This window comes from Streptomyces sp. NPDC050560 (genome assembly GCF_044457285.1).
Classification (GTDB): Bacteria; Actinomycetota; Actinomycetes; order Streptomycetales; family Streptomycetaceae; genus Streptomyces.
Genome location: NZ_JBITGT010000003.1, coordinates 1 through 15,365, shown reverse-complemented (window position 1 = coordinate 15,365; position 15,365 = coordinate 1). Strand labels below are relative to the sequence as shown.

Sequence of the window (15,365 nt, the reverse complement as noted above, 5' to 3'; positions counted from 1 at the left end):
CATCGCCGCGACACCACCAGGGAGGCGCGTGTGACGTCCACGAGCGGCGGCTCCACGGCGCGGCAGCGCCCGCGGCGGGCGGACGCCCGGCGCAACTACGCGCGCATCCTCGTCGAGGCGGACAAGGCGTTCGGCCGGTACGGCGCCGACGCCTCGCTCGACGACATCGCGAAGCGCGCCGGTGTCGCGAACGCGACGCTGTACCGCCACTTCCCCACCCGGGAGGCCCTGCTCGAACAGGTCTACCGGGACCACATCGAGCGGCTGTGCGGGCAGGCCCTGGAGGTGTCGGCGTCCGAGGACCCGTACGGCGCGCTGATGCGCTGGATGAGCACGCTGCTGACCAGCATGAGCCATTACCAGGGCCTGACGGGCCTGTTGGCGCTGATGCTCAAGGACGACGGCGCCGAGATCAGCTCGTGGTGCCGCGGCACGATCCGCGGCGCCGCGGCGACGCTGTTGTCGCGGGCGCAGGAGGCCGGTGCCGTGCGCGGCGACATCGACGAGATGCTGCTGCTGCGCGTGATCAACGCGGTGTCGCTGGTGGCGGCGCAGACGGGCTGTGACGCCGAGGAGGCCACGCGGCTGCTGACGGTGCTCGTCGAGGGGCTGCACCCGGGCGGGCCACGGGTCCCCGGTCAGGCGTCCTGAGGGACCGGCGGTACGGGGCCCGTACTCCGGCGTGCCTCACCCGTCGGTCACCGGTATGCGCCTGGGCACTTGGGAGCGGGCGACGTCGCGTACGAGGTCGTAGCGGAAGACGAATCTGGCCTCCCCGCCGACGCCCGTGCTGTCGCGGCGCAGGAACTCGCGGCGTTCCAGGTATTCGAGGGCGGTGGTCACCTCGCCGAGGTCGCGTCCGCGGGCCGCGGCGACCGCGGAGGGCACCACGGTGTGGCCGTGGACGGCGGCGTCCTGGAGCACGCCTTTGACGCGCTGCGGGAGCGCGTCGAGGGTCGAGGCCATCACGTTGCGCAGCAGCCAGGGGGTGGAGGTGAGTCCGGCCCCGCGTGCGGTGTCGGGGGCGCCGCGCAGCTCGCGCGCGTACTCCATGACGAAGAGGGGGTTGCCGCCGGTGAGTGCCATCACCGCGGACAGCAGCCCTGCCGGGTCGGTCTCCGGCAGGACCGCGGCCATGAGGCGGCTGACGGCGGGGGCGGCGAGCGGGCCGAGGGTGATGATCGACATGCCCTCGGCGCCTCCGGTCCACGAGGGGCGCCGTTCGAGGAGTTCGGGGCGGGCGACGGCGACCAGGTAGAGCGGTACGGGGCGGGTGGAGGTGGCGAGGTACTCGACGAAGTCGAGGGTGAGTTCGTCGGCCCATTGCAGGTCGTCGACCACGAGCAGCAGCGGGCGCTGGGCGGCCGTCTCCTCAAGGAAGTGGCGGGCGGCGGCGAACCAGGCCCTGGGCGAGGTGTCGGGCCGTACCCTTCCGCGCTGGGTGAGCAGCGGTACGAGGTGGGACAGCAGCCAGGTGGCGGTGTTCCCGGTGCCCGCGATGCGGTGTACGGCGACGGTCAGGGTCTCCAGGGCAGCGCCGGGCGACTTGACGCCGTCGACGCCGGTGCAGGCGCGGACCATGTCGGCGAGCCCCGAGGCGTAGCCGTAGGAGCAGCAGCGGACGTGGGCGGTGCGGGCCGGCTCGGGGGTGTGGCGCAGGTCGTGGTCGAGTTCGGCGACGAGGCGGCTCTTGCCGACGCCGGACTCGCCGAGGAGTGTCACCACGTGGGGTCTTGCGCGCTGCCGTGTCTGCTGGAACAGCTCGCGCAGCAGGGCGAGTTCGCCGTCGCGTCCGACGAAGGGCAGCAGGGAGCACTCCTTGCGGACGGCGCGGTAGTGGTCCAGTACCTCCTGGGTCTGGCGGGTGCGCCTGCTGATCTGGAGGCCGCCCTGCGGGACGTTCTCCAGGAGGCGTTCGCAGGTCTCCAGCAGGCCGCCGGTGGCCTCGGGGACGGAGTCGGCGCCGAAGCCCGGGCGGTAGCGTACGAGGGTGTCCCCGGTGGCCACGGCGATCCGCAGGACCAGTTCCGGACCGAGGCGGGCGTCGATGTCCTCGGCGGCGCGCACGGCGCGGTCGGCGTCGTCCTCGCGGGTCCTGTGGGCGCCGAAGAGCGCGAACGTCATGCCGCCGAAGCGGCCGGAGACTATTCCGCCGTGCCGTTCGACCGCCTCCCGTATGGTCGAGGCGATGTCGGACAGGAGCCGGTCGGCCTCCTCCGGGTCGTCGAGGCTCGCCCGGGTCCTTGAGGAGACGAGCACGGCGGTGACCTGTTTCCGCTCGATCCGCGGCCTGGCCGCCGCCGGGGTGGCGCTCCTGGGCGGTGGGGGCGGTGGCGGTGGGGCCATGGCGGGTCCCGTGGGTTCGTCCGCGGCGGGCAGGGCGGGGGTGTGCGGCGGTTCCCGCCGTGTCCGTGCGGCCGTCGGGCGCCGTCCCGTGTCCACGAGTTGTTCCTCGAAGAGCCTGCTCCAGGGGGCGCCGAGCTTCGGGGAGTGGCTGAGGATGGCGCGTTCCACCTCGCGCAGCCCCGGGCCTGGTTCGAGGCCGAGTCTGTCCACCAGGAAGCGTCTGGTCCTGCGGTACACGGTGAGCGCGTCGGTCTGCCGTCCGCAGCGGTACAGGGCGAGCATCAGCAGCTCGCATATGCGTTCGCTCGTCGGGTTGGCGCGGGCGAGCGCCTCCAGGTCGGCGAGGGCCTCGGCGTGGCGTCCGCAGGCGAGTTCGGCCTCGCCGAGGTGTTCGCGTGCGGCGAGCCGCAGGTCGTGCACGGACTTCGCGGGCTGCCAGTCGAGGCCGCGTTCGACGAGGTCGGCCAGGACGGGTCCGCGCCACAGCGAGAGCGCTTCGCGCAGTTGTCCCGAGGCGCGTTCCCAGCGGCCTGCGGCGAGTTCGGCGCGGCCGCGGTCGACCAGATCGCGGAAGCGGAGCAGGTCGACGTTCTCAGTCTCGGTGCGCAGGACGTAGCCCGGGGGGTGAGTGAGCAGCAGCGGGCGGTCGGTCTCCTGGTGGGGTCTGAGGGTGCCGCGGAGGTAGGAGACGGCGTTCTGGAGCATCTTGCGCGCGGTGGCCGGGGCGTCGCGCGGCCAGAGGGCGTCCACCAGTTCGCTGGTCGCGACGACGGTGTTGCTGTGCAGGAGCAGGTAGCCGAGGGTGGCCCGCTGGACGGTCCCCTTCAGGGCCACCGGTTTTCCCTGCGCTGTCACCTCTAACGGACCAAGCAGTGAGAACTGCATCTTCTCCCCAGTGCGGGCTCGCGGAAGCGGCTCCATGACTCTTTTTCCCTGTGCGGACCGAAGTCCTCGCGGCCGCCCGGCCGTCGGGTGGGGGGACGGACGGTCGCCGCCGCGGGTTCTGACGCCGTCGGCAGATACGCGCGGTACTTCACACCAGTTGCTGCTCCGCGGCCGCGCCGGGCCGCCCTGGTCGGCTGCGGGACGGGAGAAGGGCGGCCCCGCAAACCATGATTCTTCGGCGCTCGGGAGACGGACGGCTCCTGGGGGGTGGCTGCCCGGAAGTGCCGCCCCACACCAGGGATGAGAATCCAATTAACACATTCTTCATGGCGGGGTTGACTTGGGTGCGCTCCGGTGGATGTGACGTGACGACTTTATGGTGATTTCCGTGGCGGCTTGAAATGCCGTCGACCTTGTGGGGCGTGAGCGACGGTACGGGCCGGACATACGGGGTCACATGGACCGTTGACCATGTGACGGCCTCCGGCGGGACTCTTCCGACGTGGCGCGTGACACTGCCTGGACAGTCGGGAGTCTACCCGACCCGGTGTTTGCTCTAATCGAGTGTGAGGAAAGAATCAGAAACACGTCAGAGCTTGACAGGAGCGACTGCTTCCGCTTTCCTTCACCCCGCATAAAGGGGCCGAGTTCATTCCATTCGAGCCGGTTCGTTAACGCGGCGTTTCCTGGGGGGAGTTTACCTTTCCGGCAACCCATCGGCCGCGTTCCCGATAACGTTTCACACGCCGTTGCGGGCGCCCGCCGCCGTGCCCGAGCGGGCCCGATCCGGGCTCGTACCGCATGCCCGCGGGCCGAATACGTACGGCTGACTTGTTTCCACCGCCCCTCCACTCGACGGTAATTCGCCATTGCTCCCGTGGAACAGCATTTCGATACTTGGCCTGTCACTGCCGGGAAGTCCTCTCCACGAGGAGCGATCGTCACATGATTCTGGTCACTGGCGGCACGGGAAACGTCGGGCGCGAGGTGGTCGCCGAACTGGTGGGCAGCGGGCAGCGGGTCCGCGCGCTGGCCCGCGACCCCCGAAGCGCGCTCTTCCCGCCCGGAGTGGACGTGGTCCCGGGCGATCTGGGCGCTCCCGACTCGCTGGCCGCCGCGCTCGACGGTGTACGGAAGGTCTTCCTGCTGCTGTTCCTGCCCGGTGTGGACTTCGGGAAGGTGACGGAGGTCGTGGCCCGGTCGAAGGTCGAGCATGTGGTGCTGCTGTCGTCGGTCCGCGCGGCGAGCCCCGAGGGCGGTCTGGTGGGGCAGGTCAACAGGCTTGCGGAGGACGCCGTCAGGGAGTCGGGCCGCGGCTGGACGTTCCTGCGGCCCGGCGCCTTCGCCTCCAACGCGCTCCAGTGGGCCGGGGGCGTGCGCTCCGACCGGGTGGTGCGGGCGTTCGGCGGTGACTTCCGCAGCGCGCCGATCGACCCCGCCGACATCGCCGCCGTCGCCGCCCGCGCCCTCGTCTCCGACGCGTATCTGGGCGCCGCGCCCGTGCTGTCGGGCCCCGGGGTGCTGACCGCGCGGGAGCAGGCAGCGGTGCTCGGCGACGCGCTGGGCGAGCCGGTCGCGTTCGAGGAGCTGCCCGAGGACGTGGCGCGCGGCGCGCTGCGGCGGGCGGGCTATCCGGAGCCGTTCGCCGACGCCATGGTCGAGATGCAGAAGAACACCGACCCGTCGCTCGCCCAGGTGACGCCCGCCGTCGAGGAGATCACCGGCACCCCGGCCCGCGGCTTCCGCCGGTGGGCCGGGACGCACGTCGCGGCGTTCCGGTGACGGGGCACGGCGCCGCCGCGGCGGAGTACGACGCGGACGTCCTGGTCGTCGGGTACGGGCCGGTGGGCCAGGTGCTGTCGATCCTGCTGGCGCAGCGGGGCTGGCGGGTGACCGCGGTGGAGCGCCACCCGCGGCGCTACCCGTTCCCCCGGGCCGTCGGGTTCGACGGCGAGGTGGCCAGGGTGCTCGCGGCGGCCGGGATCGGCCACCGGATGGCCGAGTTCGGGGAGGCGTCGATCGACTACGAGTTCCGTAACGCCGAGGGCCGGACGCTGATGCGGATCGACCTGCCGGACGAGCCGGGTCCGTCCGGCTGGCCCAAGACCACGGCGTTCCACCAGCCCGCGCTGGAGGCGGCCCTCGACGGGCGCGCGGCCGAACTGCCCACGATGCGCCGGGTCATGGGCCACGAGGTGGTCGGCCTTGTGGAGCGCCCCGGCCATGTGGAGGCCCGGCTGCGGACGACCGGCGGCGACAGCGACGGCCATGGCGGTGACGGCAGCGGCGACGGCGACGTCGTCGGTAGCGGCGAGGGCGCCCTCACGGCCCGTTACGTCGTCGGCTGTGACGGCGCGAACAGCTTCGTGCGGTCGTGTCTCGGCTCCACGGTGACCGACCTGGGCTTCCGCTACGACTGGCTGCTGTGCGACGTCGAGTTGCACGACAGGCGCGAGTTCAGCCCCAACAACATGCAGATCTGCGACCCGGGTCGGCCCACGACGCTGGTGGCGGCGGGTCCCGGGCACCGGCGCTGGGAGTTCATGCGGCTGCCCGGCGAGTCGGCGCGGGAGCTTGCCCGCGAGGACACGGCGTGGGCGCTGCTCGCCCCGCACGACGTCACCCCGGGGAACGCCACCCTGTACCGGCACGCCGTCTACACCTTCGGCGCGCAGTGGGTCGACGGCTGGCGCTCCGGCCGGCTGCTGCTCGCGGGCGACGCGGCGCACCTGATGCCGCCGTTCGCGGGCCAGGGCATGTGCGCGGGGGTGCGTGACGCCTCCAACCTGGCCTGGAAACTCGACCTGTTGCTGCGCGGCCTCGTCGACGACGCGCTGCTCGACACGTACGCGGTGGAGCGCCGCCCGCACGTGAAGCTGATGACCGAGCTTGCGGTGGGCCTCGGGCAGCTCGTGTGCGAGCTTGACCCGGTCAAGGTGGCCGAGCGCGACGCGTTCATGGTGGCGCTCGCGGCCGACCCGGACAGCCAGGGCCCGCAGGTGCTGGCGCTCCCGCTGGCCGACGGGGTGCTGCGCACCGGCCCCGACGGGCGGCCGGCGGGCCTCGCGGGAAGCCTCGTACCGCAGGCGGTGGTGGAGCACGAGGGGACGCGGGGCATGTTCGACGAGGTGGTGGGAACCGGCTTCGTCCTCCTCTCCGACACCCCGCCCGAGGAACTGCTGTCCGCCGCCGACCTGCGCTTCCTCGCGTCGCTCCGCGCCCGTACCGTCTGGCTGCGCCCGCCGGACGCGGGCGGCGGACCCGGTGTGCTGGACACCGCGGGGGTGTACCTGCCGTACCTGGCCGAGCACGGGGCGACGGCGCTGCTCGCCCGGCCCGACTTCTACGTCTTCGGCACGGCGGAGGGCCCGGCTGACGTGCCCGCGCTCGTCGCCGACCTGCGCGAGCGCCTCACCGCCCCGGCCGGCCACCCGGCCCGTACGAACTGACCGGCCCCCGAGCGGGGCACGCCCGCGACCACCGCCCCGTCCACCCCGCCAGGCCGAAAGCAACGGCACACCATGGAGAGGCACATGACCACCCAGCAGGAGCCGAGAACCTTCCCCTTCAGTCAGGCGCACGCGCTGGACCTCGACCCCCAGCTCGCCGAACTGCGCAGGCTCGAACCGGTCAGCCGGGTGCGGCTGCCCTACGGCGGTGACGGCTGGCTGGTGACCCGGCACGCCGAGGTCCGCACCGTCCTGTCCGACCAGCGCTTCAGCAGGGCCGCGACCAGGAACCGCGACTACCCCCGGGTGATGCCGGCCCGCAACGAGGACAACTCGCTGATGGGCATGGACCCCCCGGACCACACCCGGCTGAAGTCGCTGGCCATACGGGCGTTCACCCGCCGCAGCGCCCAGCAGTCGAGGCCGCACATCCAGGAGACCGTCGACGGGCTGCTGGACGCGATCGCCGCCGAGGGGCCGGGGGCCGACCTGGTCGACGGCCTGGCGACGCCGCTGCCCGCCACCGTCGTGTCGGGGCTGCTCGGCATCACCGTCGAGGACTGCGCGTTCCTGCGCACCAACCTGGAGACGGCGATGGCGACGCAGAGCAGGTCGCCTGCGGAGATCGACGCGGCGTCGACCCGTATCCGGGAGTACTTCGCCGAGCTGATCGCGCACCGCGACGCCAACCCCACCGACGACGTCTTCGGCACCCTGGTGCGCGCCCACGCCGACGAGTACCAGCTCAGCCCCGAGGAGATCATCGCGTTCGGGTTCTCGCTGATCGCGGGCGGCGAGGGCACGAGCGCCCACCAACTGGCCTGCTCCCTCTATGTGTTGCTGACCCACCCGGAGCATATGGCGGCGCTGCGCGACGACCCGGATCTGGTACCGGGCGCGGTGGAGGAGCTGTTGCGCTTCGTGCCGCTCGGCACGGTGGCGGGGTTCCCCCGTATCGCCCTGGAGGACGTCGAGTTGGGCGGGGTGCTGATCCGGGAGGGCGAGAGCGTCCTGGTGCACCTGGGCTCGGCCAACCGCGACGAGTCGGTCTTCGCGGACCCCGGCGCACTCGACTTCCACCGCGCGCAGAACCAGCACGTGGCCTTCGGGTACGGCGTCCACCTGTGCATCGGCGCGCAGATCGCGCGGACGATGCTGCAAGTGGCCGTCGGCACTCTGGTACGGCGCTTCCCCGGGCTCGCGCTCGCGGTGCCCGCCGCGGACGTCGAGTGGAAGCGCGGTGGACTCTCGCGCGGGCCCGTCGAGTTGAAGGTGACCTGGTGAGTGACGAGAAGACCGGTATCGAACTGTGGCGCGCCTGGACCGACTTGTGGGCGGGCCGCCTGGAACTCGCCGAGGAGATCGTCGCCGACGGCTTCACCGTGCACGTCGCGACCGACCGCGATCTGAGCGCCGTCAACGACGGCCCCTCGGTACGCGCCTGGGTCGCCGCGCTCAACACCGTGTTCACACAAGCGCAGTTCACGATGGAGGCGGGCCCGATCGCCGCTGACGGCCTGGTCGCGGGACGCTGGCGCACCCACGGCGTCCTCGGCAAGGACACCCCCTTCGGCCCCGCGGGGGCGCGGTTCAGCCGGGTCTCCCACGACATCCTGCGGATCGACGGCGACGGCCGTATCGCGGAGTTCTGGTCGGCCTCGGACCCGGTGGTGCTGCTCGGCTGAGGCCGAACACGCGCCCGTGGAAAGGGAGATGAGGGGGCCGGTGCCCGCACCGGCCCCCTTCTTCCTGTGTCCGCGGCGGCTCGGCTCTTGGCGTGGCCGTGGCGGCTCAGCCTGCGCGGCCGAAGTCGGAGTGGAGGTCGGCGGGCAGGTCGCTGCGGCGCTTGACCTGGAGCTTGCGGTAGACCCGGGTGAGGTGCTGCTCCACGGTGCTCGCGGTGACGAAGAGCCGTGCGGCGATCTCACGGTTGGTGTAGCCGACGGCGGCGAGCGCGGCGACCCGGTGCTCCGCCTCGCTGAGCAGCCCGACCCTGGCCAGCACGCCGGGCAGGGTGGCACCGGCAGGCCCACCTGCGTCGAGCGGGGCCGCGCCCGGCAGGTCGATGCGGCAGGCCCGCGCCACCTGCCAGGCCCTGCGCAGCGTCATCCGGGAGCGCGCGCCCTCCTTCACGTGGCGCAGCGCGAGCCCGAGGTCGCCGAGGGCGCGCGCCAGTTCGTACCGGTCGCCGCTGTCCTCCGCGGCCTCGACGGCGCTGGTGAGGAGCCGGGGGCGGCGTTCCGGCGGGGCGCAGGCGGCGAGCGCGCGCAGGGCCATGGCGCGGGCCCTGCGGTTGGCGGGGCCGAGGCGGGCGAGCTGGTCGCTGAGGAGGTTCCTGGCCTCGTCGCGGTTGCCGAGGCTCAGCCATGCCTCGGCGGCGCTGATCCGCCAGGGCACGAGTCCTGGGACGTCGATGCCCCAGGCGCGGGTCAGCTCCCCGCAGGCCAGGAAGTCGGCGAGGGCGGCGTGCCGGTTGCCCGCGGCCAGGTAGTACTGGCCGCGCGCGTGCAGATAGGGCACCTGGTAGCGGCTGAGCGCCATCCCTTCGGGGACCGGGTGGTCGAGGTGGGCGGCCGCGGTGTCGAGGTCGCCGGTGCGGGTCGCGGCGAGGACGAGCGCGCTCAGCGGCATTCCGACGGCGACGCCCCAGCCCTTCGCGGAGATGTGGGCCAGGGCGCTGCGGGCGGCGTCGAGGGCGGCGGGGAAGGCGCCCCTGCGTATCGCTATCTCCGCGCGTATCCCGGAGAAGACGGCCTGCCAGGCGGGGAAGCCGAGTCCGCCGACGTCGGTGAGCAGCCGGTCGCACCAGGCGGCCGCGCTGTCGGTGCGGTCCGCGTAGACGAGCGCGAGCAGCGGGGACTCGGCGGCCCAGGGGGTGCCGGTGCCGAGCCGTACGTCGCGCAGCATCTGCTCGGCGCGCCCCGCCGCCTCGGCGTCGCGGGCCCGCAGCAGGATCGAGGCGAGGATGGACGCGGGCGGCAGCCAGGGGTCGGCGCGCAGGGCGACCACGACGTCCCCGGCCCGTACGGCGGGCCTGCCGCGGCGGGCGAGGGTGGGGTGGGTGCAGGCGAGCCAGAGTTCGGTGGCGTGGACGGCGGTGGTGGCGACCGTGCCCGGTTCCTGGTCGGCGGCGCGGATGTGCGCGAGTACGTCGGCGGCCTCGTCGTGGCGGTCGAGCCAGAGCAGTTGGCGCAGCAGCATGATGCGGTGGCGAGGGCCGAGGTGTCCTGTGCGGCTCGCGGTGACGAGCGGGGTGAGGTGCCGGTCGGTGGCCGCGGGGCTGATCAGCCACTCAGCAGCGGCGAGCCGGGCGAGGACGGTGGCGCGGTGGTGTTCGTCGGTCTCCACGGTGTGGGCGAGTTCGAGGCGGAGGACGGCGGCGTGCACGTCGCCTCCTGCGAGTGCGGCGTCGGCGGCTTCGAGGAGCACCTGCACGGCCCAGGGCTCCTGGGGCGCTCCCGCGGTGAGGAGCTGGTCGGCGGTCTCGGTGGCCGCGGCGCCCCGCTCATGGAGCAGTCTTGCGGCCTCGTAGTGCAGGGTGTGCCGTTCCCCGGGGGTGAGGTCGGCGAGTACGGCGGCGCGTCCCGCGGGCAGCCGCAGCCGGGGGCCGAGGGTGAGCCCCGCGCTCTGGGCGGCGTGCAGGGCCTCGTCGGTTTCGGCGCCGCTCAGCCCGGCGAGCCTGGCCGTTCCGGAGCCGGTGGCGTGTGCGCCGAGGACGGCCGCCGCGCGTACCGCCCGTACGAGGCGTGGGTGGCAGCGCCGCAGGCACTGGGCGAGGGCGCGCCGGTAGGTGTCGTGCCGTGTGGTGACGCCGCCGTGGCTGTCGAGGAGTGCGCGGGCGAGCAGCGGGTTGCCGCCGCTCGCGGCGTGCAGTCCGGCCGCCGCCGTGGGGTCGGCGCCGGGCAGGAGGGCGGCGGTTCCCGCGGGGGTGAGCGCGGGGACGGTGATCCTGCGGCTGCCGGGACCGCGTACCAACTCGGTGTGTTCCGGGCGGAGATGGTCGTCGGCGACGGTGACGAGAAGCAGGATGGGCGTCGAGACGAGCCGCCGTACGAGGAAGCCGAGCCAGCGCGCCGACAGGTCGTCCAGGTACTGCGCGTCGTCGACGGTGACCAGCAGCGGCCCGTCCTGCGCCAGGTCGGTGAGGACCAGGCAGAGTTCGAACAGCAGCCGGGTGGTCTCCGGGCGGTCCGCACCGGCCTCGGCGGCCCTGGTCGCCCGGTCGAGGAGGTCGGCCGCGTGCCTGCGGGCGGCGGGCGGCAGGGCCGTGGTGCGCAGGAGTTGGCTGACCGCGCCGAGCGGCAGCGCCCGTTCGTCGGGTGAGCCGGTGGCGCCGAGGTGGCGGGCGCCCTCCTCGGTGGCCGTCCTCGTACAGGCGTGCAGCAGTTCCGTCCTGCCGCACGCGACGGGGCCCGTGAGCAGTGCCGCGCCGCCGTCGCCCCGGTGGCAGCGGTCCAGCAGGTCTCTGAAGGACGCCAGTTGCAGGTTCCGTTCGACCATCGTCATGTGCCGCGTGTCTCCCGTTCGCGCCCGGCCGTGTGCCCCGGCGGGCCTTGGACACCAACGGTGGTCGATGCTAGGCACGGGGTGGTCCTGTGGAACAGGAGAGCACTCCATCGGCCGTCCACGATCCGACCACTGGGGGTCAGCGGGGTCGTCGCAGCCAGTCGCGCACGGCGGCCGCGGTGGTGGCCGCGTGGGCGTCGAGAAGGCCGAAGTGGTCGCCCGGGGCCTCGGTCTCCTCGTGGGGCAGCGGCCAGGCGACGCGCCAGCCGTCGCCGGTCTCGGCCGCACGCATCGCGGGCGTCGGCCGGTCGGCGCGCAGCAGCAGGGTGGGCGCCGCGGTGGTGGTGGGCTCCCAGCCGTCGAAGAGCCGCATGTAGGCGCCCATGGCGGTCAGCCCGGTGTCACCGGCCGGTGCCGTGGGCACGCCCGCGCCCGCCTCGTCCTGGCGGGTGCCGTGCGCGGGCAGCGCCATGAGCCAGTCGCGGTCGAGCCCGTCGGGCCGCAGATGGTAGGTGTCGATCATCACGAGGCCCGCGGGGGTGGCGCCGCGCCGCTGTAGTTCCTCGGCGACGGCGTGCGCCACGAGTCCGCCCATGGAGTGTCCCAGCAGCGCGAACGGCGCCCGTCCCACCGTGTCGAGCACCGTGTGGGCGTGGGCCGCGACGAGGGTGGCGAGGGTGTCGGGGACGAGTTCGCGGTCGCGGAACCCGGGGTGCCGCAGGGACAGCACGGGCAGGTCGTCGCCGAGCGCCCCGGCGAGCCGTGCGTACTCGTGCGGTCCCGACACGGGGCTGACGGTCGGCAGGCACACCACGGTCAGCGGTGCGGGCCCGTCGTCCCCGGTGCTCCTGCGCGGGGTCAACGGGACGGGCGGCAGGGCGTGTTGGCCGACGGCGCCGGGTGCGAAGGCCGGGCGGGCCAGCGACGCGGTGATGATCATGCGGGTGGCCTCGACGGTGTGTCCCGCCGCGCAGACCCGCCGGTACAGGTCGGTCAGCGGCTGCGCCGCGGGCTCCGTGGCGTCCGGCCGGTGTGCGGTGTCCTGTGCGAGGTGGGCGGCGATGGCGGCGGGGGTGGGGTGGTCGAGGGCGAGTGTCGGCGGCAGTCGGCGTCCGCTCGACTCGGCGAGCCTGTTGCGGAGTTCGACCGCGGCGAGCGAGTCGAGGCCGAGTTCGCTCAGCGGCCGTTCGGCGTCCACCCCGGCCGTGCCGGTGTGCCCGAGCACGGCCGCCACCTCGGCCCTGACGAGGTCGAGCACCGCGTCGTCGCGCCGCGGGGCGGGCAGCCGCAGTGCGGCGCGCAGTGTTGGCCGCCCGTCGGACGCGGGCGCGGCCCTGCGTGCTCGCGCGGGTGCCAGGGACCGCAGCAGCGGCGGTACGTGGGCGGCGTCCCCGAGGGCGGCCGGGGCGAACCGGGCGGGGACGAGCAGGGGTTCGTCCGCGGTGAGCGCGGCGTCGAAGAGGGCCATGCCGTCCGCGGCGCCGAGCGGCAGCAGTCCGCCGCGCGCGAGCCGCCCCCTGTCGGCCCGGTCCGCCATGCCGCCGCCCTCCCACAGCCCCCAGGCGAGGGAGACGGCGGGCAGCCCGAGGGCGCGCCGGTGCTCGGCGAGCGCGTCGAGGAACGCGTTGGCCGCCGCGTAGTTGCCCTGCCCCGGATTGCCGAACACCCCGGCGGCCGACGAGTACAGCGCGAAGAAGGCGAGGTCCAACTCCCGTGTCAGCTCGTGCAGATGCCAGGCGGCGTCCACCTTCGGCCGCAGGACGCTGGCCACCTGATCGGGGGTCAGGGAGGCGAGGGTGCCGTCGGCGAGGGCCCCGGCCGCGTGCACGACCCCGGTCAGCGGCGGTTCGATGCCCTGGATCAGCTCGTCGAGGCGATCGCGGTCGGCGGCGTCGCAGGCCGCCCAGGTGACCCGGGCGCCGCGGGCCACGAGCGCGGTCTCAAGTTCCGTGGCGCCCTCGGCCGCCGCGCCCCGGCGGCCGGCCAGCACCAGGTGCGCGGCGCCGCGCTCCGCGAGGTGCCGCGCCACGATCCCGCCGAGCGCGCCGGTGGCCCCGGTGACGAGCACCGAGCCGGAGAGGCGCCCGGTGGCGGTGTCGTCGGTGTCGCGCCGGGGCGGGGCGGTCCTGACGAGCCGTGGCACGGTGAGGCGGCCGTCGCGCAGGGCGACACGGGGTTCGCCGCTGGCGAGGGTGAGCCGCAGCGCTTCCTCGGTGGGCGGGGTGCCTTCGGCCTCGACGAGCGTGATGCGGGCGGGGTGCTCGTTCTGCGCGGACCGTACGAGCCCGGACACCGCGGCGGCGGCGAGCCCGCCGCCGACCAGGACGAGCAGCCGCGCGGACTCCCAGCGGGGGTCGGCGAGCCAGGCCCTGAGCAGCCCGAGCGTACGCAGTACGGCGCGGTGCGCGGCGGTGGCGGGGTCGGGCGCGTCGCCTTCGGCCACCGGGAGGACCAGGACGGCCGGGAGGGTGTCCTGGTCCGCGGCCAGGTCGGTGAGGGGTTTCAGACCGAGGCCGAAGGGGTCGTCCCCGAGGACGGCCAGGGCCCCGCCCTCGGGAGGCGTCACGGGCGCGGTGACCCAGTCCACCCGGTGCAGGGGCAGGGGCGCGGTGCGCGCCAACTGGCCTGGTTCCAGGGGCCGTACGGTCAGTGACTCGACGGTGACCACGGGCCGTCCCAGGTCGTCGGTGGCGGCGAGCGCGACGGTGTTGTCCCCGGTGGGCGTCAGCCGTACGCGCAGTGTCCCGGCCCCGTGGGTGTGCAGCCGCACCCCGTTCCAGGCGAACGGGAGCCCGGTGGGACCGCCGTGTGCCGCGGCGTGCAGTGCGGCGTCGAGGAGGGCGGGGTGCAGTCCGAACTCGGCGGCGTCACGGCGCCGTTCCTCGGGCAGCGCGACCTCGGCGAAGAGGTCGCCGCCACGCCGCCACACCGCCCGCAGCCCCTGGAACAGGGGTCCGTAGCGGAAGCCGCGTTCCGCCAGGTCCGCGTAGGGGTCGTCGATGTCGACAGGTTCCGCACCCGGGGGCGGCCAGGCGGCGGCGTCCTCTCTGGTGGCACCCTCTCCGGACGCGTTCTCGTCGGTCACGTCCTCGTCGGTGGCGTTTTTCGGGGGCACGCCCGGGGCGTCGTGGGGTGTACCGGCGGTGCTCAGGATCGCGGTCGCGTGCCGGGTCCACGGCCCGTCCTCGTCCGCACCGCGGGTGTGTACGGTGAGCGTCCGCCGCCCCGCCGGGTCGGGCGCGCCGAGGGACACCTGCATGCGTACGCCACCGGTCTCGGGCAGCGCCAGCGGTTCGCCGACCACGAGTTCGTCGAGGGTGTCGCAGCCGACGGTCCGCCCGGCGCGCAGCGCGAGTTCGACGAACGCGGTGCCGGGGAACAGGGCGGTGTCGTGGACGGTGTGCTCCGCGAGCCAGGGGTGGGTGGTGAGGGAGAGGCGGCCGGTGAGGAGCAGTCCCGTAGCGTCGGTGCCGCCGTCGTCGGGGAGGGTGGTGGCGGCGCCGAACAGCGGGTGGTCGGCGGGTTCGAGGCCGAGGGCGGTCGCGCTGATGTGGCCGCCCGGGTCGTCGAGCCAGTACCGGGAGCGCTGGAAGGCGTAGGTGGGCAGCTCGACGATCCGGCGGCCCGAGGTGTCGCCGAGCGTGCGGCGCCAGTCCACGGGCACACCGCGGGTGAACAGCGCCGCCGCGGCGGTGAGCACGGCGGCGGGTTCGGCCCGGTTGCGCGGGGCGGCGGCGACCACCAGCGGGGCGCGGCCGGCGGCGCGGCTGCGGGTGTCCCGGCCGCCCTCGGTCTCCGCTCCCGGGGCCCCCGCTCCGTCGATCGCCGCGGCCCCGGCCCGAGCGCCCGTGTCTGCGTCCTGTCCCTGTTCCAGGCAGTCCTGTGCCATGGCGGTGAGCACACCGTCGGGGCCCACTTCGAGGAAGGCGGTGACACCGGCGTCGCGCAGATGCCGCACGCCGTCCATGAACCGCACCGTTTCGCGCGCGTGGCGGGTCCAGTACTCGGCCGTGCCCACCTCGTGCGCCGGGATGACGGCGCCGGTGAGGTTGGACACGAGCGGAATGGTCGGCGCTCCGAACTCGACTTGTTCCAGGACGTGTCGGAAGTCGTCGAGCATCGGCTCCATCAACCCGGAATGAAAAGCATGACTCACCCGCAACCGCCGCACCCGACGCC

The 15,365-nt window shown here is 74.0% G+C and carries 8 protein-coding genes; 5 read left to right on the top strand and 3 right to left on the bottom strand.

Annotation, left to right across the window (positions count from 1 at the left end):
- The first annotated feature begins 30 nt into the window (after positions 1–30).
- Positions 31–651, top strand: coding sequence for a TetR/AcrR family transcriptional regulator (locus ACIBIW_RS07465; protein ID WP_399333005.1), 621 nt, complete (start codon positions 31–33; stop codon positions 649–651).
- A gap of 36 nt (positions 652–687) precedes the next feature.
- Here ACIBIW_RS07465 and ACIBIW_RS07460 read toward each other — a convergent pair whose 3' ends face one another.
- A complete protein-coding gene (locus ACIBIW_RS07460) occupies positions 688–3,180 on the bottom strand; it encodes a BTAD domain-containing putative transcriptional regulator (protein WP_399333003.1) in 2,493 nt (830 codons plus the stop codon).
- A gap of 996 nt (positions 3,181–4,176) precedes the next feature.
- Between ACIBIW_RS07460 and ACIBIW_RS07455 the strand changes: the two genes are divergently transcribed.
- The 4 genes from ACIBIW_RS07455 to ACIBIW_RS07440 all read left to right on the top strand — a co-directional run bounded on the left by ACIBIW_RS07455 (position 4,177) and on the right by ACIBIW_RS07440 (position 8,365).
- Positions 4,177–5,013: an NAD(P)H-binding protein gene (locus ACIBIW_RS07455; protein ID WP_399333001.1), complete on the top strand. Its 837-nt coding sequence runs from the start codon at positions 4,177–4,179 to the stop codon at positions 5,011–5,013.
- Positions 4,980–6,680, top strand: coding sequence for a bifunctional 3-(3-hydroxy-phenyl)propionate/3-hydroxycinnamic acid hydroxylase (locus ACIBIW_RS07450; RefSeq protein WP_399332999.1), 1,701 nt, complete (start codon positions 4,980–4,982; stop codon positions 6,678–6,680). The genes ACIBIW_RS07455 and ACIBIW_RS07450 overlap by 34 nt, the downstream gene beginning before the upstream one ends.
- An 84-nt stretch (positions 6,681–6,764) precedes the next feature.
- Positions 6,765–7,964: a cytochrome P450 gene (locus ACIBIW_RS07445; RefSeq protein WP_399332997.1), complete on the top strand. Its 1,200-nt coding sequence runs from the start codon at positions 6,765–6,767 to the stop codon at positions 7,962–7,964.
- Positions 7,961–8,365, top strand: a complete 405-nt coding sequence (locus tag ACIBIW_RS07440) for a hypothetical protein (protein WP_399332993.1) — start codon at positions 7,961–7,963, stop codon at positions 8,363–8,365. The genes ACIBIW_RS07445 and ACIBIW_RS07440 overlap by 4 nt, the downstream gene beginning before the upstream one ends.
- 106 nt (positions 8,366–8,471) lie before the next feature.
- On the opposite strand, the gene ACIBIW_RS07435 is transcribed toward ACIBIW_RS07440, so the two are convergent.
- Together ACIBIW_RS07435 and ACIBIW_RS07430 are read right to left on the bottom strand one after the other, a co-directional pair.
- Positions 8,472–11,186 (bottom strand): AAA family ATPase, encoded by a 2,715-nt coding sequence (locus ACIBIW_RS07435; protein ID WP_399332990.1) that lies wholly within the window; start codon positions 11,184–11,186, stop codon positions 8,472–8,474.
- A 139-nt stretch (positions 11,187–11,325) separates the two neighbouring features.
- Positions 11,326–15,357 carry an SDR family NAD(P)-dependent oxidoreductase gene (locus ACIBIW_RS07430; RefSeq protein WP_399333985.1) on the bottom strand — a complete coding sequence of 1,344 codons (4,032 nt, stop codon included), beginning with the start codon at positions 15,355–15,357 and terminating at the stop codon, positions 11,326–11,328.
- Positions 15,358–15,365 lie beyond the last annotated feature (8 nt).